16 protein-coding genes are annotated in these 21,377 nt (G+C 43.4%); 2 read left to right on the top strand and 14 right to left on the bottom strand.

Features of this window, described 5'->3' with window-relative positions; translation table 11 throughout:
• Both U9Q77_00545 and U9Q77_00540 read left to right on the top strand, forming a co-directional pair.
• The coding region (locus U9Q77_00545) for a hypothetical protein (protein MEA3285849.1) at nucleotides 1–539 on the top strand (539 nt) is incomplete at its 5' end.
• 113 nt (nucleotides 540–652) lie between these two features.
• On the top strand, nucleotides 653–1,960 hold the full coding sequence (locus tag U9Q77_00540; GenBank protein ID MEA3285848.1) for a hypothetical protein: 1,308 nt from the start codon (nucleotides 653–655) through the stop codon (nucleotides 1,958–1,960).
• A gap of 23 nt (nucleotides 1,961–1,983) precedes the next feature.
• Here U9Q77_00540 and U9Q77_00535 read toward each other — a convergent pair whose 3' ends face one another.
• From U9Q77_00535 to asnS, 14 genes are all read right to left on the bottom strand, one after another.
• On the bottom strand, nucleotides 1,984–2,886 hold the full coding sequence (locus U9Q77_00535; GenBank protein ID MEA3285847.1) for a DUF4340 domain-containing protein: 903 nt from the start codon (nucleotides 2,884–2,886) through the stop codon (nucleotides 1,984–1,986).
• Nucleotide 2,887: 1 nt separating this feature from the next.
• The gene (locus U9Q77_00530) at nucleotides 2,888–4,468 is read right to left on the bottom strand and encodes a GldG family protein (GenBank protein MEA3285846.1); all 1,581 of its coding nucleotides are present in this window, start codon (nucleotides 4,466–4,468) and stop codon (nucleotides 2,888–2,890) included.
• A gap of 11 nt (nucleotides 4,469–4,479) precedes the next feature.
• A complete protein-coding gene (locus U9Q77_00525; protein ID MEA3285845.1) occupies nucleotides 4,480–5,199 on the bottom strand; it encodes an ABC transporter permease subunit in 720 nt (239 codons plus the stop codon).
• 10 nt (nucleotides 5,200–5,209) lie between these two features.
• A complete protein-coding gene (locus U9Q77_00520) occupies nucleotides 5,210–6,139 on the bottom strand; it encodes an ATP-binding cassette domain-containing protein (protein ID MEA3285844.1) in 930 nt (309 codons plus the stop codon).
• Nucleotides 6,136–7,050 carry a hypothetical protein gene (locus tag U9Q77_00515; protein ID MEA3285843.1) on the bottom strand — a complete coding sequence of 305 codons (915 nt, stop codon included), beginning with the start codon at nucleotides 7,048–7,050 and terminating at the stop codon, nucleotides 6,136–6,138. The genes U9Q77_00520 and U9Q77_00515 overlap by 4 nt, the downstream gene beginning before the upstream one ends.
• Nucleotides 7,047–7,898, bottom strand: coding sequence for a DUF58 domain-containing protein (locus tag U9Q77_00510; protein ID MEA3285842.1), 852 nt, complete (start codon nucleotides 7,896–7,898; stop codon nucleotides 7,047–7,049). Before U9Q77_00510 ends, U9Q77_00515 begins: the two co-directional genes overlap by 4 nt.
• A 269-nt stretch (nucleotides 7,899–8,167) precedes the next feature.
• Nucleotides 8,168–9,160: a MoxR family ATPase gene (locus U9Q77_00505; protein MEA3285841.1), complete on the bottom strand. Its 993-nt coding sequence runs from the start codon at nucleotides 9,158–9,160 to the stop codon at nucleotides 8,168–8,170.
• Nucleotides 9,161–9,178: 18 nt separating this feature from the next.
• Nucleotides 9,179–9,889 (bottom strand): tetratricopeptide repeat protein, encoded by a 711-nt coding sequence (locus U9Q77_00500; protein ID MEA3285840.1) that lies wholly within the window; start codon nucleotides 9,887–9,889, stop codon nucleotides 9,179–9,181.
• A 131-nt stretch (nucleotides 9,890–10,020) separates the two neighbouring features.
• On the bottom strand, nucleotides 10,021–11,853 hold the full coding sequence (locus U9Q77_00495; GenBank protein ID MEA3285839.1) for a BamA/TamA family outer membrane protein: 1,833 nt from the start codon (nucleotides 11,851–11,853) through the stop codon (nucleotides 10,021–10,023).
• Nucleotides 11,850–15,677 carry a translocation/assembly module TamB domain-containing protein gene (locus U9Q77_00490; GenBank protein MEA3285838.1) on the bottom strand — a complete coding sequence of 1,276 codons (3,828 nt, stop codon included), beginning with the start codon at nucleotides 15,675–15,677 and terminating at the stop codon, nucleotides 11,850–11,852. The genes U9Q77_00495 and U9Q77_00490 overlap by 4 nt, the downstream gene beginning before the upstream one ends.
• 219 nt (nucleotides 15,678–15,896) lie before the next feature.
• On the bottom strand, nucleotides 15,897–17,816 hold the full coding sequence (dnaK, locus tag U9Q77_00485; protein ID MEA3285837.1) for a molecular chaperone DnaK: 1,920 nt from the start codon (nucleotides 17,814–17,816) through the stop codon (nucleotides 15,897–15,899).
• A gap of 155 nt (nucleotides 17,817–17,971) precedes the next feature.
• Nucleotides 17,972–19,615, bottom strand: a complete 1,644-nt coding sequence (locus U9Q77_00480; protein ID MEA3285836.1) for an NAD+ synthase — start codon at nucleotides 19,613–19,615, stop codon at nucleotides 17,972–17,974.
• On the bottom strand, nucleotides 19,615–20,088 hold the full coding sequence (locus U9Q77_00475; protein ID MEA3285835.1) for a TIGR00725 family protein: 474 nt from the start codon (nucleotides 20,086–20,088) through the stop codon (nucleotides 19,615–19,617). Before U9Q77_00475 ends, U9Q77_00480 begins: the two co-directional genes overlap by 1 nt.
• The gene (gene asnS / locus U9Q77_00470) at nucleotides 20,085–21,377 is read right to left on the bottom strand and encodes an asparagine--tRNA ligase (GenBank protein MEA3285834.1); all 1,293 of its coding nucleotides are present in this window, start codon (nucleotides 21,375–21,377) and stop codon (nucleotides 20,085–20,087) included. The genes U9Q77_00475 and asnS overlap by 4 nt, the downstream gene beginning before the upstream one ends.

The following is a 21,377-nucleotide window of genomic DNA, read 5'->3' as shown; positions in this document are numbered from 1 at the left end:
CCACAATTGATTACGAGTACATCAGCGTAGGTATTATTGATCACTTTCATGCTGAGGACAGTCAAATAGCGATTGCCGGATTGGACAATAGTAATATCACGATTAATTTTAGCTATGATGAGTATTCGACAGAACCTACGGTAGCCTGGGTCAGTCTCGCCGGATTCTATATTAATCTGGTCACTGCAAGCCAGGATCAATTACCGCCTTCTGTTTGGGAGCTTTATGCAGAGTTTGAGGATCTCGTTGCAGAATACTCAGGTGAGCTATACAGATATCCTTCGATCTCTTTCTATTGGGACGGAAGCATAACCACTGGCACAAGCCTGATTATCGATGGTAATGTGAATATCTACTATGAGGAGCGTGGCACTGCTTACGTTGAACCAGATCCCCAATGGGATGCTACCACTTATGCAGAGTGGTTAACAGCCTGGCCGGATCCTACCATGCACGGTATATTTCCTGACATGGATGCCACTGGTTTGGCAGAGTTCTTAGGCTTTAATGAGGATAATTGGGAAGATTTCAGCAACTAATCCTCATTTATTGAAAAAAAGGCGGTCATTAATGGCCGCCTTTTTTATTTTAAGTCACTGTTATGTTTACTCCATCAAATCAAATTCTAATCTTATGTCTGCTGTTGTTTGGTATGAACAGACAGACACACGCGTTGGAGTTATCGGCATACGAAAAAACCCTCATACCTGATAGCACAAGTGTCAATGTACTGACCTTGCGACATAGTGATCAAATACCATTCAAGTGGGTAGAAGATGGGCAATCTTCAGTGGCTAGCCATGGTTATGCCAGCGAAATTAGTTATGATCATATTTTTTCCCATGGCAGATCTATGAAAATTCTTCTACTTCAGCAGAAAGAACGATTTGCAGTATCAGACAGCAGCATCTCTACTTTATTCTCCAGCTATGCAAAACGGATGCTAAGGCTATCGATGGCGCATTCTTTTTTGAACCATCACTTTGAAGCAGGTTGCGGTTTCGCAGATGGCATTGGTCTGGACTATCTAAAACTGAACTATTCTCATGATTGGAATAAATATTCTCTGCGAATTGGGCTCACATCAGAACGTCATTCCTGGCAATTTAAGGTCGCTGAAGGAATGGAGCACATTCCCGTTAGAGTTGATCAGATACTCACACAAGTTGGTCTGGGCGTAAGTATTTATCCAGCCTGGGGAAAGCTGCTGATCGATGTCAGTCATAATGTCCCACATTCGCTTTCCCTGGAACACTCAAATACGTTATGGATGCTATTAGATCCGTATCGATCAGGCATCGATATCCAGTATACACTGCCATTGGGTCAACTGGGTGATTTAAGCATGTTTTATTCAAACAGGATAGATACCTGTAACAGTAAGATTATGGATGAATCGACCATTATCGGGAAAATCTACGCTTTCGATAACCGTGAAGAACAGGTTGGATTCGAGCTAAACATAGGAATCATTGATCCAGGACTGAGCTTTCACCGTTACAGGGGTGAGCTGAGAGGTCAAGTATTGGCTGGTCATTTTGGTGGGCTTTTAACTCAGCTTAGTGGAGCGCGATACTTTCAACAGCTTCAAGCCGAAATGGAGGTTCTGAAGCTATTTTTTGATGCACATAGCAGCATTGGTAAGCTGTTTGAATTAAGGATTAAGAACTCGCTATTACAGGGTAGAGGGAAGCTCTACTCTCGTCATCATGTATTTCAACTATTCAACCCGTTAACTGATCTTTCTATACAGGAATATGATATCAAAAGGATGATCCTGAACGAGGTTGAAGCATGGTTTCAGATGGGTATTGCCCCAAAGATATTGATATCTGTTACTGGTGGTTATCTCATACCTCTGAAACTTGAAATAGAAACTCATCCGGTTACAAAGATCAATACTGCGGAACTAAAACTGGGAGCTCGTATGGGATTCCAGATTCAGTATATCTTTGATTGATGGGCGTAATAATTCCAACGTTACTAGCCAACTGGTATTGGATCAGCGATCAATTCAGAATATTCTTTGCGGAAACGATTCAAGCCAGACTTGGTATATTCAAAGGTCTTACTGCCACCAGTTACCTTAACCAGTAAAGTGGTTTCCCGTTCTGCATCAACATAAAATTCGAGATCAATTATTTCTGCAGATTCCAGAACGATCTGGATGGATTGGTAGAAGATATTTTGTTCAGTGATCGCTTCTGCAAAGTTGCTGGCCTTCAAATTTTGCAGCGGTTTCAACATATTGGTAACCTTTTCAAAGTCTGTCAGCTCACCATTATAGGTCCAGACTGGACCTTCACGCTTGAGTTCATAGTTTAGATCACCGGCAAAACTGACTCGAATGATCTGGTTTACATCAAGGTCCGTGATGGCTCGATCCCAGTACTTGCCTGGTTCCATATTCCTGTAAGAACCCAAATTGGATTTCACGGCATAAACCTTGTCCACACCTACCTCCCGGACAAAAGTCTCGAGATAATTAGCTCCCTGTTTGCCAACCAACAGATCCAGAAGCATTGTTCCATTATCTGATCTAAGTGATATTCTGGGACTTGTGGATATGAGTTCATACTTCGCATGTTTTTCCGGGTTACTCGTGATCATCCGATCAACTTTCAAAGCTGTGACTTGTTCCAACAGGGAATTCATTCGCGATGTATCCACCGGATAATCATCCAGCATCCAGCCTGTTGATCCTTCTGCGAATTCCAATTTATTGTCAGTTGTCACGACTTCGATGGCTTTCACACTCTCTCGGTTGACCGCAAATTTATTTTGATCAACTGTCTTCGTGTCAATTGCTCCTGTTTGGGTCACATAGTAGATCAGGGCTAAAACCAGTAGTATTCCTGCTCCTATTATGGTTTGATTATTTTTCATATCAACCTCCCGCCAACATTTTTGACTTATTCCGGATAAACCAGCGAATCAAACCTAAAATCGTGATGAGAATTGGTGCCAAAAGGATGTTGATCCATTTCAAAGTTTGCCGTGTACCACTGGTCATCTCATCCAGTTGAGTTGGCTTGACATTTTTGGAACGGATCGAGATCAAACCATTTTGATCATACAACCAGTCAACTGCATTCAGGAAGAAGGTTAAACTGGTGGGAACCATGAACTGTTGAGTTGTAAAGGTCGCATTGCCTACAGCTACCATTGCAGTAGGAGTTACCGAACTAGCAAGATGTGCTTCAGGATAGCTTAATGTATCAGGGCGAGTAGCTCCAAACCATGAATCATACTCACCTTCCACAACTGCTGAAATAACCTTGGCACCTTCTCGATAGATATAGTCTGGTACTTTTTGAGCTGCGGAGATGTTGATTGACCGGGTTCGTTGATCCGGCATGGCATACCCTGTCATTTCTGAGGTCAACATCAGTTCAGAAAAGTTTATTCTGGTAGTATCGCCAGATGGTAATAGCTCATTTACAAAAAAGAAACCCAGTTCATTGAGGCGATTTACGATGGGACTTTCATCAGCAAGATTTGAAATGCGGGGTGCAAAGGGATAATCCACTGCTACAGGAATTTGCATGAATCCAAGATTTTGCATGGCCTGCACCTGGTAACAGGCTTTATCCTGGAGAAGCTGCCGACCATATTGAACGCCGAAGTGTTCCAAGAAGGCAAATATGTTACTGCCATTTTCCTGAACCGGGAGGTATTGATTTTGCATATCAATGATCTTGGTGTTCAGAAAAACACCAATCCGACCACCCCGTAACAGATACTGATCTAATTTGTAGAGATCCTGATCTTCAAAAACAGTGTTGGTGCCTGCCAGAATAACGGTATTAATGTCCTGAGGAATCTGATCTTCGGAATGAAGACCGATCTCAACGAGTTCATAGTTCTTCTGAATCTCACCCACAGCACGGGCAACGCCTTCTTCACCCAGCCCCTGTTCACCGTGACCGGTTAACCAGCCCACTTTGGGTAAGCTTCCCTGACTGAGCTTTTTAATGGCACCTGTCATATCGTATTCAAGTTGTTCGATCTGCTGAGCAAAAGGGATGACCTCTTTTTGATCACCATAGAGAAAGACAATTCCCAGGTATATCCGCTGTACCTTGATCTCATCACTTTCTGTGATATTTGCCTGAACGGGTTGAATGCCATAGCTCATGGCTTCCTGTTCCATCTCCTGATCTTCACCTGAGATAGAAATAAATTCATACTCCAAGCCTGATCCGGCGTAAGCCCGGTATTCATTCAGCATATCAAGTACATATTGTTTTACAGAGATCAGCTGGCGGGGGAAGTTTTCGGAGTAAAACACTTTAACAGTGATCGGTTCATCAATATCCGCCAGGATATCACGGGTGACATCGCTGATAGAATAGCGTTGGTTCTCTGTCAGGTCGAAGCGAAAAAAGAAGTTTTGAGCAAAAAGGTTGAGCACAAAAACAACACCGATCACAATTAATGCAAAGGTCAAGGTATTTTTTGAATTCATCGTCATCTCCACTATATGTGCTTGCGACTGGCCAGAGCCGTGCTGCTGATCAACAGTGAGACAAAGATCATCGATCCAAAATACAAGATATCTCGAGTATCCAGAACACCCCGGAAAAAATTCTGATAATGAAAGCGAACGCTAAGATGCTCCAGAAGCGTTGCTAACAGACCAGACCCACTGGCCATACCATTCATGAGAAAGAATACGGCAATAATGAGGATGCCCATGATATAGGCAATGATCTGATTTCGGGTGAAACTACTGGCGGCCAGTCCTATGGCCAGGTAGGTGGCACCCAGAAAGAAAAAGCCGACGTAACTGGAGATAACTATGCCGATATCCAGATCCCCCACAAAAGAGATGGAAATGGGAGCTACTAGAGTGCCAGCTAAAATGAGGGCAAAGATCGCCAGTGTTGATAAATACTTTCCAAGAATGATCTGCATATCAGTAATAGGCATCGTCACCAATAATTCCAGAGTGTCCTTATGCTTTTCTTCTGCTATCAATCGCATGGATACAGCGGGAGCGATAAAAAGCAGAACGATGGCACCGTAATCAAAGACACCTCGGATATCAGCAATATTAATTGCGAAAAATGGATAATCACCGTAGTCAAAGAACAACCAGTTGGTAATTACGAGAAATGAGGAAACAACGATGAAGGCAATTGGTGAGTTGAAATAGGTCTTCATCTCTTTTTTATAAATAGCGAGAATTTCAGTCATGACTGATTCCTTATTTGGTCAATTTTCTAAAAACATCTTCAAGCGTAAAGGAAGATGGTGAGGATTCAAGCACTTTCCAATTATTGGAAACTGCCAGATCAAACAATTGTTCGCGGATATCAATTCCAGAATCCACGTTGAGTGAAGCTTCCAGATCGCCGTTCTTTTGGATGATAACATCTTCCAGTTTGACAGTCTCGAATGTCTTGAGTGATTCAATAAATGCAGCTTTTTCTACATGTCTCAATACAAGTTCCAAATGAGTCTGACCCGCCATGCCTGCTTTTAGCTCTTCTGTCGTTCCGTGTGCTGCGATCTTACCCTGATCGATGATCAACACCCGATCGCTGGTAGCCTGGACTTCCTGCATGATGTGAGTCGAAAATATCACAGTCTTGCTTTCGCCCAATTCCCTGATCAGGTTGCGGATCTCAATGATCTGGTTGGGATCCAATCCGGTTGTGGGTTCATCAAGCACCAAGATCTCAGGATCATGGATAATCGCTTGAGCCAATCCCAAGCGTTGACGAAAACCTTTTGATAGTTCATGAATATCTTTGTGGACAACTGTGTTAAGACCACAGATCTGAATTACCCGATCCATGGCACTGGTTCTGGCTTGACCCTTGATCTTACGGACATCGGCGATAAAATTCAGATAATCCCGCACACCCATTTCTTCATATAAGGGGGTTGATTCCGGCAAGTAGCCTATCTTCTGCCGAACGCCCATTGATTCATTTCTTACATCCAGACCATCGACGGTAATGGTTCCATGGGTAGGCGGCATATAGCAGGTGATCATTTTCATGGTCGTTGTCTTGCCGGCGCCATTAGGTCCCAAAAAACCGAGGATTTCGCCCTGTTCTACAGAAAATGATACATCTTTAACTGCATCAAATGCCCCGTATGATTTGGTAACACCTCTAACATCTATCACGGATTTACTCCCTGTTCATTTTGTATTTTGGTATAATTAATTATCTCCACTGCCTGCGTCAATGCATTTCCTGAATCCAGCTCAGTACTGGTTCCTTTGGCAAATTTGATCAGGTCTGCCATTTCCAGCAGTCGACGTGTAAAGGAAACGATCTGTTCATCACATCCAGGCATAGACTCCATCTTCTCCATGAGCTCTGACGTAGTAAGTTCCAGAGCATCAAGCAGATAGCGGTTTTCATAATATTGTTTGATGATATGTGTCAATTCAGAATAATAGAGTTTGAACTGTTCCAAATGGAGATATTTCGAGCGTTTCAGCTTTTCCAGATCTCTCAAAGCGATCACATGCGCTTGTTCTGGAGGAATAATGATCTTATGCTGCTCAACACTCTCTTTTCTAGTTTTTCGCCATTTGATCATACGATAAATAGCATAACTGAAAACTCCAGCAACCAGGATCCAGAGTAAGATCATCAGATTGAAGGGCGTTCTGATCTTGTGCAGACCTTTAATGTCGCGAAAACTGGTATCGCTGACCGTCAGAATGGAATAGATCTGTAGATCCGGTCCTTGCAGGAAAAAACTATCTAATCCAGCCGCGCCTTCGGCATAAACCATTAGCGAAGGAAAACGATAAACTCCAACTGAATCATACACAGCAGTCTCAAAACGTAATTCAGATCCGTTTGTTTGAGAAGTTACCTGTTGCTCAAGGATCTCAATGCCGGCTCCTTCTGTATCGATATCACGAATACTTAATTGTACGGTTGGATCATGTTTGATATCCCATGCAAAACTGATGATATCACCAAGCGAACCATGGAGACTATCCGCTTTAAACTGGGCTTCAAAGCACCAGATCGGATTGGTGATCGCCAGGAGTGCCAACAGAATGGTTGTTCTGATCATCGTACTCTCAACGCTCTTCGACGAAAAAAGCTAATCAATGAGTCAACATAGGGTATATCCGTACGGATGGGCAAATAATCCAGCCTATTGGTTTTAAAGAAATTCTTCAATGTTTCAAAGCGTCTGAGAGATTCTTCGCTATAGCTTTTTCTGAATGCTGCGTTTCCGGTGTTCACCAGGGCGGTTTCGCCGGTTTCGCCATCATGCATTTGAATTAACCCCAAATTGGGAAGTTCAAGCTCCCATGGATCCTGAAGGTGAAAGGAAAGCATGTCATGGCGTCTTGCAGCTTGTTTGACACTCCGTTCATAGTTCTTATCCAGAAAATCTGAGATCATGAATATCACAGATCTTTTCCTTAATACACGACTCATATATTCCAAAGCTGTATTGATACTCGTACCCGAATGCTGTGCTTCATGGTTGAGAACTTCGCGGATAACCCGCAGGACATGTGAACGTCCTTTACGCGGTGGAATAAATTTCTCAACTTGATCTGTGAATATGATCAAGCCCACCTTATCATTATTTTTTACAGCTGAGAAAGCGAGTACTGCTGAAAGCTCGGCAGCCAAATTTCTTTTCATCTGTCCCTGGGTTCCAAAAGCCCCAGAAGCTGACGCATCAACCATGATCATCACAGTGAGTTCACGTTCTTCTTCAAATAGTTTAACGTGGGGCACGCCGGTTCGGGCTGAGACATTCCAATCGATGGTGCGGATCTCATCACCAGGCATATACTCGCGAACTTCAGCGAACTCCATTCCACGCCCTTTGAATACCGAGTGATACTCGCCGCCAAACACTTCATTAACCAGGTGTCTGGTACTGAGTTCAATCTTTTTCACCTTTTTTATCAGATCACGATTAAGCATACTTTAAAGAATTACTAAAAATAACCTTTATAGATTGAGTTTAATTAGAGCAAATAACCGAAGTAGAACCGCTTCGATCATCCCGCAGTGACAAGCTATTAAACCGGTTCATGTTATGAGTATTGGGTAAAACTCCATATACCTTGATTCCGCTCGGCATGACGGTCACTTTCTCATACGACTATCGAAGCCAGCATAATCTCGAATGTGAGCATGTTGGATTGGTTCAACCTGGTATTTGATCAGGGAACTTCTGTGGCTTCAAAGATCCGCTGAACGATATCTTCGCTAGTGACCTCCTCTGCCTCGGCTTCGTAAGAAACCAACACTCGGTGGCGCAAAACATCCATACCGATTGCACGAATATCGTCTGGTGTTACATAACCTCGATGATGTATAAAGGCATTGGCCTTGGCTGCCAGAGCCAGGTTAATACTTGCCCGGGGTGAAGCTCCATATTCGATAAGCGGATCCAAATCGGTCAGGCCGGCCTTGGCGGGATCACGAGTGGCCATAACAAGTGCAACAATGTACTTGAAGATCTTATCATCAATGTAGATCTCGTCTACCACATCGCGCGCTTCCAGGACATCCTTTTTGCTGATCACGGGTTTGATCTCGAATTTTGGATAGGGATGAGCCATCCGTTTGATGATCTCAAACTCTTCCTCTTCACTGGGATAATCCACCTTCAACTTAAGCATGAACCGGTCTACCTGTGCCTCAGGTAAGGGATAGGTCCCCTCCTGTTCGATGGGATTCTGGGTAGCCAGAACCAGGAAGGGTTCCTCCAGTTTATAGCTGGTATCTCCAATTGTGATCTGCTTCTCCTGCATGGCCTCAAGTAAGGCAGCCTGAACCTTTGCTGGCGAACGATTGATCTCATCAGCCAGAATGATATTACTGAATAGTGGTCCCTTTTTTACATTGAATTCGCCATTCTTTTGATTGTATATCAAAGTGCCCAATAGATCAGCCGGTAGCAGATCAGGTGTGAACTGGATCCGGCTAAAGCTGGTATCGATCAAACGAGCCAGGGTATTTATAGTAAGGGTCTTTGCCAGCCCGGGAACGCCCTCCAGCAGAATATGTCCGTTGGACAATAGTCCGATGAGAATTCGACGTATCATGCCCCTCTGTCCAACGATAACTTTGGCTGCTTCAGCCTCCAAAGCTGTCAGGAATAGGCTTTTTTCCTTAATTTTCTCATTAAGTTTGGAAAGATCGAATGTCATAGAATTAGATCCTGTGAATTAAGATGTCTTGGAAAGTAAATGCTGAAGCTCAGGAATCTCCTCAAGCGTTTTCCCCAGATACTTTAATTCAAATTCCACTGATGGCGCCATTTCATGATCTGGATATTTTTCAAGAAAGTCAGAATAATATTTTTTTGCAGAATCATTATCACCCAACTCATTGGCAAAGATATAACCGATTGAGAACAACGCTTTGGGAGCCTGTTCAGAATCCGGATAGCTTGATACAACTTCCTCATAGCTTATGATCGCATTTTTGAGGTCACGGATATTCTTATGGTAGACCTCTGCAAATTCATATTTTACACCAATTATATCTGAGTGATCAGGGTATTTTTCAAACCAGAGTTGGTACATTTTCACGGCAGCTTTATTGGCCTGTGCAGCCAATGCCTGCTTGGCAAGATCTCTCAGGTCTCCAGCAGAATAGTTGGTAACATCGTCCAGAGTTGCCTGATAATATTTATCAGCCAGATCGATATCCTTCAAATAATTAGCCGCCAGATTTCCAGCTTTTATGTTTGCAGAAACACGCTGATCAGCAGTTTCGGCTTTTTTGACTGCATTATCAAGAGACTCAAGCGCCTGTGTATAATTATCGGTATTTTGTAGTTCTGCTGCTTGACTTAGATACTCATCATAATTCTTGCTGCATGAGCTTAACAGGAGTCCAATGATCACAACTCCAAGAAGTGACACTTTTTGCATTATTTGCTTTCCTTTGGTTTCATGTGCTGGATATTAACTATGTTGTCCAACCCTAATTATTATCACTAAAATATCTCTCACGGATTGTTCTACACCCGGCCTGATTTCATGTTCCCCGCATTATAATTTTTCTAAAACACGTATGCTATAGCAATATGTGTTTGTCCAGCTTTAATAATAGCGCCGGGCTCCACAACAAAACCATGATCAATACGTGCAGGACCTATGGGGGTCTCGATGGTAATACCCAACCCGATGGCTGTCTTGATGTCTGAAATTCTGGCATCCTGAATCTCAGCCCAAAGATTTCCAACATCCATGAATACTTCTCCTCCCAGAATTCCATACAGTGGAAAACGAAACTCCATATTCATATATAATCTAAAATTTCCTCCAGTTGGAAACCATTCACCATCTTCCAGCCTCATGGGTCCCACCATCTGTTGTTCATAGCCTCTAATACTGGAATTGCCTCCCAGAAAAAATCGTTTTTCATACGGTATTGGAATATCCGCATCTCGCTGCACAGCAATACCGAAATTTATATTATGGGCAAAAACCAAGTCTGCGAAAAGGTTCCAGTATGAGCTAAACTGAGTCTGGAACTGCATATAATTATTCTCGCCACCCAGGAAGTAGCCTACTATGCCAGGTTCTATCACCCATTTGAAACCATGATGGGGATAGAAAAAATTATCCCGTTCATCCCAGGTAAACTTCAAACCAACCTTACGAGCTTCACTATAAGCTTCATCACTTCCAATGGGCTTCCTGTTTGTGTTAGATTGACTCCATTCTGCCAGGGATTGAATTTTGATCTTTCGAAACCAGCGATAGGTCATAATTCCTCGCAGACCATAAGCCACATTCTCAAAGCCTGTTCTGGAATTATCAATGTACCAATAGAAGGGATTAATGGTCAAAGGGATACGATATTTTGATAGCCAGGGTTCAACATAGAAGAAATCCAATTTGAATTGCTGGGGAATAAAGATGGCTGGGTAGATCGAGCTAAGCTTTGTTTTTACGCTAATTCGACGACTTTGATCAAAAAGATTGTTGTTATACCAGCTTCCAGATACTCCAATACTCAACACGGGATCAGCATGGATAGCTTCCTCTATAAATCCCTGTTTTACCCCCATGTTCATGTCAAAACCTCTAAACTTCGCAGGGATAAGCTCAACATCCAGATCGATGATAGCTGAAATAGTGTCCACTTTCCCCAATCTGATGTTAACACTATTAAAAAGGCTTGTTTCATAAAGTCTACGTTTGGATTCTTCAATATTTGTCAGCTTGTATAGATCACCTGGTTTAACAATGATCTCACGCTCGATAGTATTAGTCGAAACTTGTTCCATCTCGCTGATATTGATGCTGCCAATATTTAATTTGGGACCCTCTTCGACCCTGATGTACAAACTTACAGAATCATCAATGATCTCACTATCCTGTATATTGATCAGTGGATAGCCATTATTCTGGTAGAGCAAGATCATTTCCATTAAGTTTTCACGGATCTTAAATGTATTAAAGATGGAACCAGCCTGAAATTCTATGATCTCCAGATACTGTTCTTCTGAAAAAACGGTATTCCCGGACAAATTCACATCCCGGAGGTAATACTGCTTTCCTTCATCCACCTGCAGAAATATACTGATAACATTATTTTCACTGATGGCTAGCGAATCTGTGATATTTGCATCTAAAAAACCATGGAGCTTATAATAATCCTCGAGTCTCTCGATCTCACGAGCAAGGTGATGCCTGTTATAATAGCTACCCTTGCTAACCCATCTTTTCTCTTTTAAGCGAATCTGATCTAATAGTTGTTTACTGGTCAGGTTATTGTTCCCTTCAAACTGAATATCTACAATTTCAGGTGCCTCAAGAGCACTCTGCGAATACCCCCCCACTGCCATCAGACTGGCCAATAGCATACCTGACACAAGTATTTTCAATAGGTAAATTTCAGCCTCCCGTTCAATTCGACCTCACCATGCTGATTCACTTTGCCAGTAACAGAAACATTCCTGTTAATCTGATACTCCAGGCCAAAGTCATAATCGGATTGACCATCTGTGGGTTGAAGACCCCCTTCGTAAGTGGCTTTTAAATTTTTTGAGAGGCGTTGCCCAAGTTGAAACCTGGTGCCCCCGGTTGAATCAGATGCCAAATCGATACCAACCTCATCCAACCCAATGTACTTCCGCCCAATTTTAGATAGCTGCTTTTCGGCTAACATCACAGAATAGCTTTGTACAGGATTAAGAGCGGACTGCCTGTCAAAGCTTATTTCCACCATTTTTTGATTGAGTGTGAGATAGGTAATCACATCACTTTGGGTCAACTGAGTATTTTCTGCATTGATGATCAATTCCGGTTCATTGAGATCACCACTGAGAGTCAACTCAACCCGTTCCCCATTGATCTCGATTTCAGCTTCCATGTTTAGTTGGGGATTAAAATCGATGGAGTTGAAAAGAATCTCTCCAGATATGATCGTTAACTCATTGCCAACATAAAAGAATTTTCCCCCTGCCTGAGCTCTCAGGGTACCAGAGAAACGCATGATACCATCACCATAGTCCAGCAACCATAATTCTCCTTCGAATTCAGCTTCCATCTGATCATTTGAAATAAGCAGATCGCTGGGAAATTGTGTATCAAGACTATATCTGAAAAGAGTACTGTCAAGCTTTCCGATGGATTCGTAATAGGTCTCTTCCGATTCGAAATTGCTGTAATAGACCGCTCGCTTTACCGGGATAACGGCTGTAACATCCAAAGTATCTTGTCCGGTAAAGTGCAGTTCTGCGTCCGCAATAGCTTCAATTTGCCCATCTGTACTCCGATAGTAAACCTCTTCAGCTTTTAGCCTCACATCAAATATTGGATGAAAAAAGGATGTAATATCCAAACCACCTTGAGCGATCACCTCCCCTGCGTAATTTGTACTGACATCAACCCCAATGATATCTCCGATGATGGCTGTCGCCCAACCGATCCCTCCCTGTGTTGTCAAATTCGAAGCTTCAGATGCCTGCATTTTGCCTGAAAAATGATCTATGATAAGAGTGTTATCCTTCAAAGTGATTTCAGAATGGATGTCGGTGATAGGATTACCAAGTACCGAAACCTCAAGCGAGGCATTGTGACCCCTCACTTTCCCATTTCTTAGAGGTGCGGACAGTGGGCCGGTAAACGTTAGGTTTCCAATAATATCACCTTTAATAGCATCAATGATCGAGATATAGGATGTCAAAAAGGGCATTTCATCCAGGTTAAACTCAAAATTCAATCCCATTTCCCGGTCTGCTACGGCCATTCTGTCAGCTGCTACCATATCCAATGAGATGGGCATATATCCCGTCCCACGACCATACCCCCAGGTACTTACCATTGAAAGAGAATCAAATGTAAGCAGATTTCCTTCATAAATGAATTCTGTGTATGCTTTCGAAAAGCTCAGAGTGTCAAATTTGGCGTTAACTACCTCTATCTCTCCATCCAGCTTGGTCGCTATTGGAGTTCCGCGAATTGACAGAGAACCTGATCCACGTCCAGATATGGGGATACCTGCGACTTTAGAGAATTTTAGATCTTTCAGTCTATAATTATTGAGAACCATAGAAAAGTTTTGTGGAGCTGTCTGATATTCCAAACCTCGCATCTTGTAACCCCAGGGCAACTGGCCGATCAGCTTAAGTGTACCATCTGCCTGAAACGCCTCAATACTATTACTGATGATTGTATTGGATTTGAGGGTCAGATCAATGCTGGCAGAGTCACTGGGATAGCCCAAAGTCAACCCGTTTTTGAGTAATAGATTGGCCTGGATTACGGGATTGTTAAGCATTCCGGTGATCTGAGCTTTTCCAGAAGCAAGACCCTCAAATGGTGTTTTGATATTTATAAATTCAGAAATTTCCCCTAGATCGATCAATTCGAAATCGGTTTGTATCTTCAAACCGGAAGCTTCATCATAGCTGCCCTGGAACGCTATGCCGCCTTTATTTATTACTACAACACTAGCTGGGATCTGATAGTGATCATCAGCAGTTCTTTGGATCGTAACAGTATCCACCAGGGTTAATTGATGCTGATCCATGATCACCTTAAGCTTATTGACAGTAAAGCCCTGGCTATCATATTGACCTTTAAATGAGATCAGGTTTTTCAGACCTTGAAAATGAATATCTTCAATTTTATAAACATTGTCTGAAAGATTCATCAAGATGGTGTAGGTTTGAAGACTATCCCCCACCAATAACCCTTGATTGCCTTGGAGGGCAAAATTTCCCTGAAGACCATCTGCTGATACTTGAACTTCAATTTTGCCCAGACCCGTCAATTTCAGTTTGTCCAAATAGCTCAAGTCCCGTGGCCTTATCTCACCTGATAATCTGGGATGCTGCAAAGTTCCGGTGATATTAAATTGTGTCTCGATCTGACCCTGATACTGGTTCTTGATCTTGAAGAGCTCTAGAAATGAATATTCTGACAGATCCAACACACCCTTCAGGTCGAGCACCTTCTTGGATAATTTCCCTTCGATCTTGAAATGGTTGTCCGCCTGGATAGCCACTCCATTAGTAATAAGCAATTCGCCAGAGGAAAGATATTGTATATCTGCATTCAGGGAATCAAACGGCAAATTATTGATCATAATTGATTCTAGTTTTGAATTGATCGAGTAATTGCCGTTAGCACCACTAAACATAAACGTTCCTATAGGTTCAGCCACTTCCAGCTGGTTTATTGGGAGGAAGGGATTGACATCGAGGCGAAATATCTCTGCTTTTCCGCTTGTGACCCCTTTTGAATTATGATGAGCGGAAAGACTCATATTCCGTAGTTCTGTTCCCAGCGTAAAGCTGATCGATTCCCCATCTTTACGTCGCGTAAATGATGTCAAATCAAATGGAATTGTGGTGTTCTTCAGATAGGCAAAGCCCGGTCCACTTACTTTTACCATATCGTCAGTGATCAATAGATCAGCATCAAAATAGATCTCCAGATCAGAGTATAATTCTGGTAAAATAAGCTCTCTAAAACCAGAGGGTGAAACACGGCAACCATCAAAGTTAACAGAAACTGAGTCAGGAGTGATTCTTGAGTTAATATTCAGATTTAATGCGGTGGATTCTAATTCAAGCGCTTCAATGTTGATATTGCCATTGCTGTTTACGCCGAGCAAACCGGTTAGTTGCAGAGTATCCTCGGTAATTGAGGGAGCAAATAGAACACATGAGGCGATGCTGACACCGGTTAAGCCATCAATGTGCCATAGATCGGCGTTTAGCTCGGGGAATTCAATTGTTTGCAACGAATCCATAAATGTGAGTTGGATCGAGCCATTTTTTGATTGCAGCTGCTGAATGATAAGAGACAGGTCGAATGAGCTTTGCGAATCGGAACCGGTTAGACTACCAAGATTTTGTGAAATGAAAGCATATTCACTAATAATGACATTTTCTATCAGCAGTTCATGACTGCTCCAGTTATAGTCAATACCAGACAGGGAGATGTCATCCGCTGCGAATAGTGTATCAGAATTCTGATTCAGAAGTAGTTTTAGATCATGAATACTAAATTTTCCCGCTAACAGTCCCCCCCCTAGTTGTCCCTGAATTGAAACATTATATGATGCTAACACATGTTTGTTAAGATTTTTCAATAAGGATGAGGAAAACAGATGAGTTTGGAAGAAAATCAGGTACAGCAGGATAATAGCGACAGCCAGCGCCACTCCTCCGATCCATTGTGCTACCCTCTTTTTCACTTATCAATCTGCTCCTGTAATTAGCTTTTAATGTACAGATGTATTTTAATATTTCTACCTCTTAGAACCTAAAGTGTTCGCACCTTTATCGCTCTGTTCTGGTTTGGTAAAAGTATCAAAAAAAAGACAATGATCAGGTTATCCGAAGACTTCCTGATCATTGCCACTATGTGAACAGATCTCGGGGCTTATTCCAATAGCGCCCTTGATCCTGGTTATTTATTTCTTGGGATTTTCTTCATCAACCACTTCGAAGTCAGCTTCTTCCACTTCTTCCTCGGCAGAATCAGTTTTAGAATCATCTGTTTCGGCTTTCGGCGATTCCTGGGCTTCGTCCTCTTTGGCTGCCTCATACATTGAACCAGAAGCCTTATTCCAGGCTTCATTCAATTCGGCAAGAGCGGCTTCAATAGCACCCTTATCAGATCCAGCCTGAGCCGATTTAAGGCCTTCAACTTTTTCTTCAATCTTAGCCTTCAGATCAGCGGGAACTTTTTCACCATATTCCTTAAGATTCTTCTCAGTCTGGTATACCAGAGCATCGGCCTGATTTCTAATATCGATGAGTTCACGGGTCTTTGTGTCATCCTCAGCATGCTTTTCGGCATCACGGATCATTTCTTCTTTTTCGGCATCAGTTAAGCCACTGGATGCCTCGATCCTGATGGATTGTTCTTTTCCGGAAGCTTTATCCTTGGCGGACACATGCATGATACCATTGGCATCAATATCAAAGGTGACCTCAACCTGGGGCATCCCACGGGGAGCCGGCGGAATTCCGTCCAACACAAATCTTCCCAGGGTCTTGTTATCGGCTGCCATCTGACGCTCACCTTGAAGGACGTGAATCTCCACCTGGGTTTGATTGTCAGCCGCAGTTGAGAAAGTTTCACTTTTCTTGGTGGGAATGGTTGTGTTGCGTTCGATCAGTCGAGTACACACGCCACCCAGGGTTTCAATACCCATGGATAATGGGGTTACATCAAGCAGCAATACATCAGTAACTGATCCGGAAAGCACGCCACCCTGGATAGCAGCACCCATGGCTACAACTTCATCTGGATTCACTCCTCGATTTGGTTCTTTTCCAATTAGTTCTTTCACCAATTCTTGAACTCTGGGAATACGAGTGGATCCACCAACCAGAATAACTTCGTTGATATCACTGGTGGAAAGGCCGGCATCTTTGATGGCAGTCAAACAGGGTTGTTTGATACGGTTGAAAAGATCTTCAGTTAAACTTTCGAATTTTGCACGTGACAATGATAGCACGAGGTGCTTTGGACCCGTCTGGTCAGCGGTGATATACGGTAGATTGATCTCAGTCGAACTAGTACTGGAGAGTTCAACCTTGGCTTTTTCGGCTGCTTCTTTGAGCCTTTGCATGCCCATGGCGTCTTTGGATAGATCAATTCCTTCAGCTTTCTTGAATTCGCTGACCATCCATTCCATGATGGCTTGATCCCAGTCATCTCCACCCAGGTGTGTATCACCATTGGTGGATTTTACTTCAAAAACACCATCACCCAACTCAAGCACTGAAATGTCAAAGGTACCACCACCCAGATCAAAAACGGCAATGGTTTCATCATCCTTCTTGTCAAGACCATAGGCTAATGCAGCTGCAGTTGGCTCATTTATGATACGTTTTACATTCAAGCCGGCAATTTTACCGGCATCCTTGGTTGCCTGGCGCTGAGTATCGTTAAAATAGGCTGGTACGGTTACCACTGCGTCCTCAACCTTTTCTCCCAGATATTCTTCAGCAGTCTGTTTCATCTTCTGGAGGATCATGGCAGAAAGCTCTGGTGGTGAATAAGAATCATCACCAATCTTTACTTGGCAACGACCACCAGGGCCACTTTCGATCTTATAGGGGACTTCTTCGATCTCACGACCAACTTCATTGAACTTCCGACCCACAAATCGTTTAATGGAATAGATCGTGTTCGTGGGGTTGGTTATTGCCTGACGTTTGGCCGGCTGACCAACGAGACGATTTCCGTCTTTAGTGAATGCCACAACTGATGGTGTGGTTCTTCCACCTTCTGCATTTGTGATCACAACTGATTCTTTACCCTCGATCACGGATACGCAGGAATTTGTTGTACCGAGATCGATACCTATGACTTTACCCATTTTTTACCTCATTTATCTTTTTAATATTCAACAATAATTTTCTCACGGCGCTCTTTTGAACAACTGTTATGCCAATAATAAAAGTACGCCTATATGGCCGACATAGGAATAGCTATGCGCCGTTATGACGTTCTCAATCTATTGTTTAGTGGTATTTAACTATTTTGACGGTAATGATTCACAATTGGCATACGTCGGCCGATCCCAAAAGCTTTTGAGGTAACGCGAATGCCAGGTGCCAGTTGCTGACGCTTGTACTCATTTAAACGAACCTTTTTGAGCAGCTCTTCAATCAACTCACGATCCCAGCCTTTGGCAACCAGCCTTTCAATATCTGATTGCTGCTCGATAATTGAATCCACCAGGGGTGCTACCACCTCATAATCGAATGGATCAACCTGGTTCTCTCTCAGCTCTGCACTAGGCACTTTAGTAATGGTGTTTTGTGGGATCTGATCCTGCCCTTTGATCTTATTGTAGTAGTTGGCCACCGCATAGACCATGCGTTTTCCAATATCGCTAATCACGGCCAAACCGCCGGACATATCCCCATACAAGGTGCAGTAACCCAGAGCTATCTCGGTTTTGTTACCAGTAGTCAGTAACAGACTGCCATCCCTGTTTGACAAACTCATGAGAATATTTCCCCTGATACGTGCCTGCAGGTTTTCTTCCGGTAAGCCATCCAGGGGCACTCCAAGAACTTTACCAAAGGTCTCCTGGAATCCCTCAAACACAGTACCAATGGGAGCACTCAGATATTTCATCCCAAGATTCTCTGCCAAAACCTCGGCATCCGTGACACTATGATCTGATGAATATTTTGAAGGCATGGCAATTCCCATAACATTTTCAGGACCAAGAGCCTCCACTGCAATAGCAGCTGTTACTGCTGAATCAATTCCACCTGATAAACCTAATACTGCCTTTGAATGACCTGTTTTCCTGAAATAATCATGAACACCCAGCACCAAACCATTAAATACCTGATTCTCTTTAGAAATCTCAGGAAGTTTTTTGATTGCCTGAGCAGACCCTGACAGTGGCAGTTCTAGTCGGCAGACATCTTCTTCGAACTGGGGGCAGATATGGACCCATCCTGCATTTTGATCCGCCACCATTGACATTCCATCGAAGACCAACTGATCCTGCCCCCCAATCAGATTCACATAAATAAATGGTTTATTATATTTCTTTATCTTACTGTGTATCAGGCGACTACGTTCTTTATATTTATTACTTACAAAAGGCGATGCAGATAAATTTACGAATAGGTCAACTCCCGAATCACCCAAAATATCACAGATCTTATAGTCAATATCCTCGTCCCAGAGATCCTCACATATATGCACACCCAATTTGAGACTGGCACCATTTCTAAACGTTGCGTTAACAGGTTCATTATCTCGTCCAGGTTTAAAATAGCGCCACTCATCAAAGACATCATAGGTAGGCAGCAGTGATTTGTGGACCCATTTAAGCAATTTGCCATGCTGTAGAACAGCCACCGCGTTATAGGTATCTACCCCATCATAGTGAATTGCGCCGATGAGAGTGAGCATTTCCCCACTGGCAAGTGCCAACTGCTCAACCATTTCCATATTCTTTGTGACGAAATGATCTTCCAATATGAGATCCTGAGGCGGGTAACCGGGAATGAACATCTCCGGGAAGACCACCAGATCCGCACCAGCAGCATCCATCTCATTCATAACGTGCAGCGCCCTGGCAGTATTGTCCTGCAAAGCACCTACAGTAGGATTGAGCTGGGCAACTGCTACGTTGAGACTGGTTGACATTAAATTTGTCCTTTGATCAATTCCAGCAGGGTATCCACAGCTTCTTGCGGCGTGTGAATTGCCTGAAGACCAGGTATATCCCAGGATCTAAAACCCAGAACCGGCTTTTTATCACTTAATGTATAGGCAATTTCCGATAAAGTACCGTAAGCACCCTCAACTGCAATGGCTCCCTGTACCGAGCGAATGATGATGCCATTGCGCAGATCCCCCATTCCGGTCATGACGGGAACATGAATAAATTCATTGGCACCACTCAGGTCACTTTCCTTGAGAATTCCAATGGCTAATCCCCCGCCTTCATGCACACCTCTGCTGGCAGCTTCCATGATCCCACCGGAGCCACCGGTGTAAACCAGTGCACCAAGCTTGCCCAGTAGCCTACCAATCTCGTAGGCGAATTCCAAGCCCTCCGGACTGGCATTCCGGGCACCGATTATGGCAACCCGAGGGGCATCTTTTGATATGATCATGGATTTAACCGAGAAATCGTCCGGGGAAACGGAATGGTCTCACGAATATGCTTTAAACCGCAAATCCACGACACAACTCGTTCAAGCCCAAGACCAAATCCGGAGTGAGGAAACGAGCCATAGCGCCTTAGATCCAGATACCAGCCGTAATCTTCCTCAGTGGCGCCATCTTCTTTGATACGGGCGATCAGAGCGTCGATGTCATCCTCACGTTGAGAACCACCAATGATCTCACCATATCCTTCAGGAGCCAGCATATCCAACGCCATAGCCTGTTTATCATTCTCAGGGTCACGTTTCATGTAAAATGCTTTAATGGCAGATGGGTAACGATGAACCATGACCGGGCTATCAAATTGGTTCCCGATAATGGTCTCATCTGTTCCACCAAAATCATCGCCCCATTTAAATTCTACGCCATTTTCGTTCAAAAGCTTAACCGCATCCGTATAGGAAATACGGGGGAAGGGATTCTGGATCCCCTCCAATTTGCTGATATCCCGTTCCAGGGTCTCCAGTTCAGGGCGTCTATGCTCCAACACCTGGGAAATGATGTAAAAGACCAGATCTTCAGCTACATCCATATCCATATCCAGGTCACAGAAAGCCATTTCAGGTTCAACCATCCAGAATTCAGTCAAATGGCGGCGGGTTTTGGATTTTTCAGCTCGAAAAGTTGGCCCAAAAACATATATCTTGCCAAAAGCTGCTGCTCCGGCTTCTCCATATAACTGGCCGCTTTGAGTGAGATAGGCTTTTTCTCCGAAATAGTCCGTGGAGAAAAGCGTAGCGGTACCCTCTGTGGCTGCCTGCTGAAAAATAGGTGCATCCATCAGCGTAAAATCGCGGTCATCAAAAAAGTCCCGAATCGCTTTTATGATGGTGTGCCGGACACGGATAATGGCATGTTGGCGTTTGGAGCGTAGCCAGAGATGACGGTTATCCATTAAAAAGTCAGTTCCATGTTCCTTTTTGGATATGGGATATTCTTCAGCCAGAGCGACCAGCTCAACCTTGGAGACCAGCATCTCGTAACCACCAGGAGAACGGGGTTCTACTTTGATCTCCCCGGTGACCATAATAGAACTTTCCTGAGTGATCTCATTTTTTAATTCAAATGATGCTTCATCAGCATCAAACTTGGTTACCACACACTGCATGATACCGGTTCCATCACGTAGCTGCAGGAACCAGATCTTGCCTCCTTTTCGGAAACTATAGGCCCAGCCTTTCAGGGTTACCGATTTACCGACATAATCTTTCGCATTTTGAATTGAATATTGCTTCAT

This window comes from Candidatus Neomarinimicrobiota bacterium, assembly GCA_034716895.1.
Lineage (GTDB): Bacteria > Fidelibacterota > UBA8477 > UBA8477 > JABMPR01 > JABMPR01.
This window is presented reverse-complemented; position numbering and strand designations above follow the sequence as displayed.

Coding starts and splice junctions, on each gene's coding strand:
- U9Q77_00540 (MEA3285848.1), top strand. CDS start 653: ATGAACAGACAGACACACGCGTTGGAGTTATCGGCATACGAAAAAACC.
- U9Q77_00535 (MEA3285847.1), bottom strand. CDS start 2,886: ATGAAAAATAATCAAACCATAATAGGAGCAGGAATACTACTGGTTTTA.
- U9Q77_00530 (MEA3285846.1), bottom strand. CDS start 4,468: ATGAATTCAAAAAATACCTTGACCTTTGCATTAATTGTGATCGGTGTT.
- U9Q77_00525 (MEA3285845.1), bottom strand. CDS start 5,199: ATGACTGAAATTCTCGCTATTTATAAAAAAGAGATGAAGACCTATTTC.
- U9Q77_00515 (MEA3285843.1), bottom strand. CDS start 7,050: ATGATCAGAACAACCATTCTGTTGGCACTCCTGGCGATCACCAATCCG.
- U9Q77_00505 (MEA3285841.1), bottom strand. CDS start 9,160: ATGACATTCGATCTTTCCAAACTTAATGAGAAAATTAAGGAAAAAAGC.
- U9Q77_00500 (MEA3285840.1), bottom strand. CDS start 9,889: ATGCAAAAAGTGTCACTTCTTGGAGTTGTGATCATTGGACTCCTGTTA.
- dnaK (MEA3285837.1), bottom strand. CDS start 17,816: ATGGGTAAAGTCATAGGTATCGATCTCGGTACAACAAATTCCTGCGTA.
- U9Q77_00480 (MEA3285836.1), bottom strand. CDS start 19,615: ATGTCAACCAGTCTCAACGTAGCAGTTGCCCAGCTCAATCCTACTGTA.
- U9Q77_00475 (MEA3285835.1), bottom strand. CDS start 20,088: ATGATCATATCAAAAGATGCCCCTCGGGTTGCCATAATCGGTGCCCGG.
- asnS (MEA3285834.1), bottom strand. CDS start 21,377: ATGAAGCAATATTCAATTCAAAATGCGAAAGATTATGTCGGTAAATCG.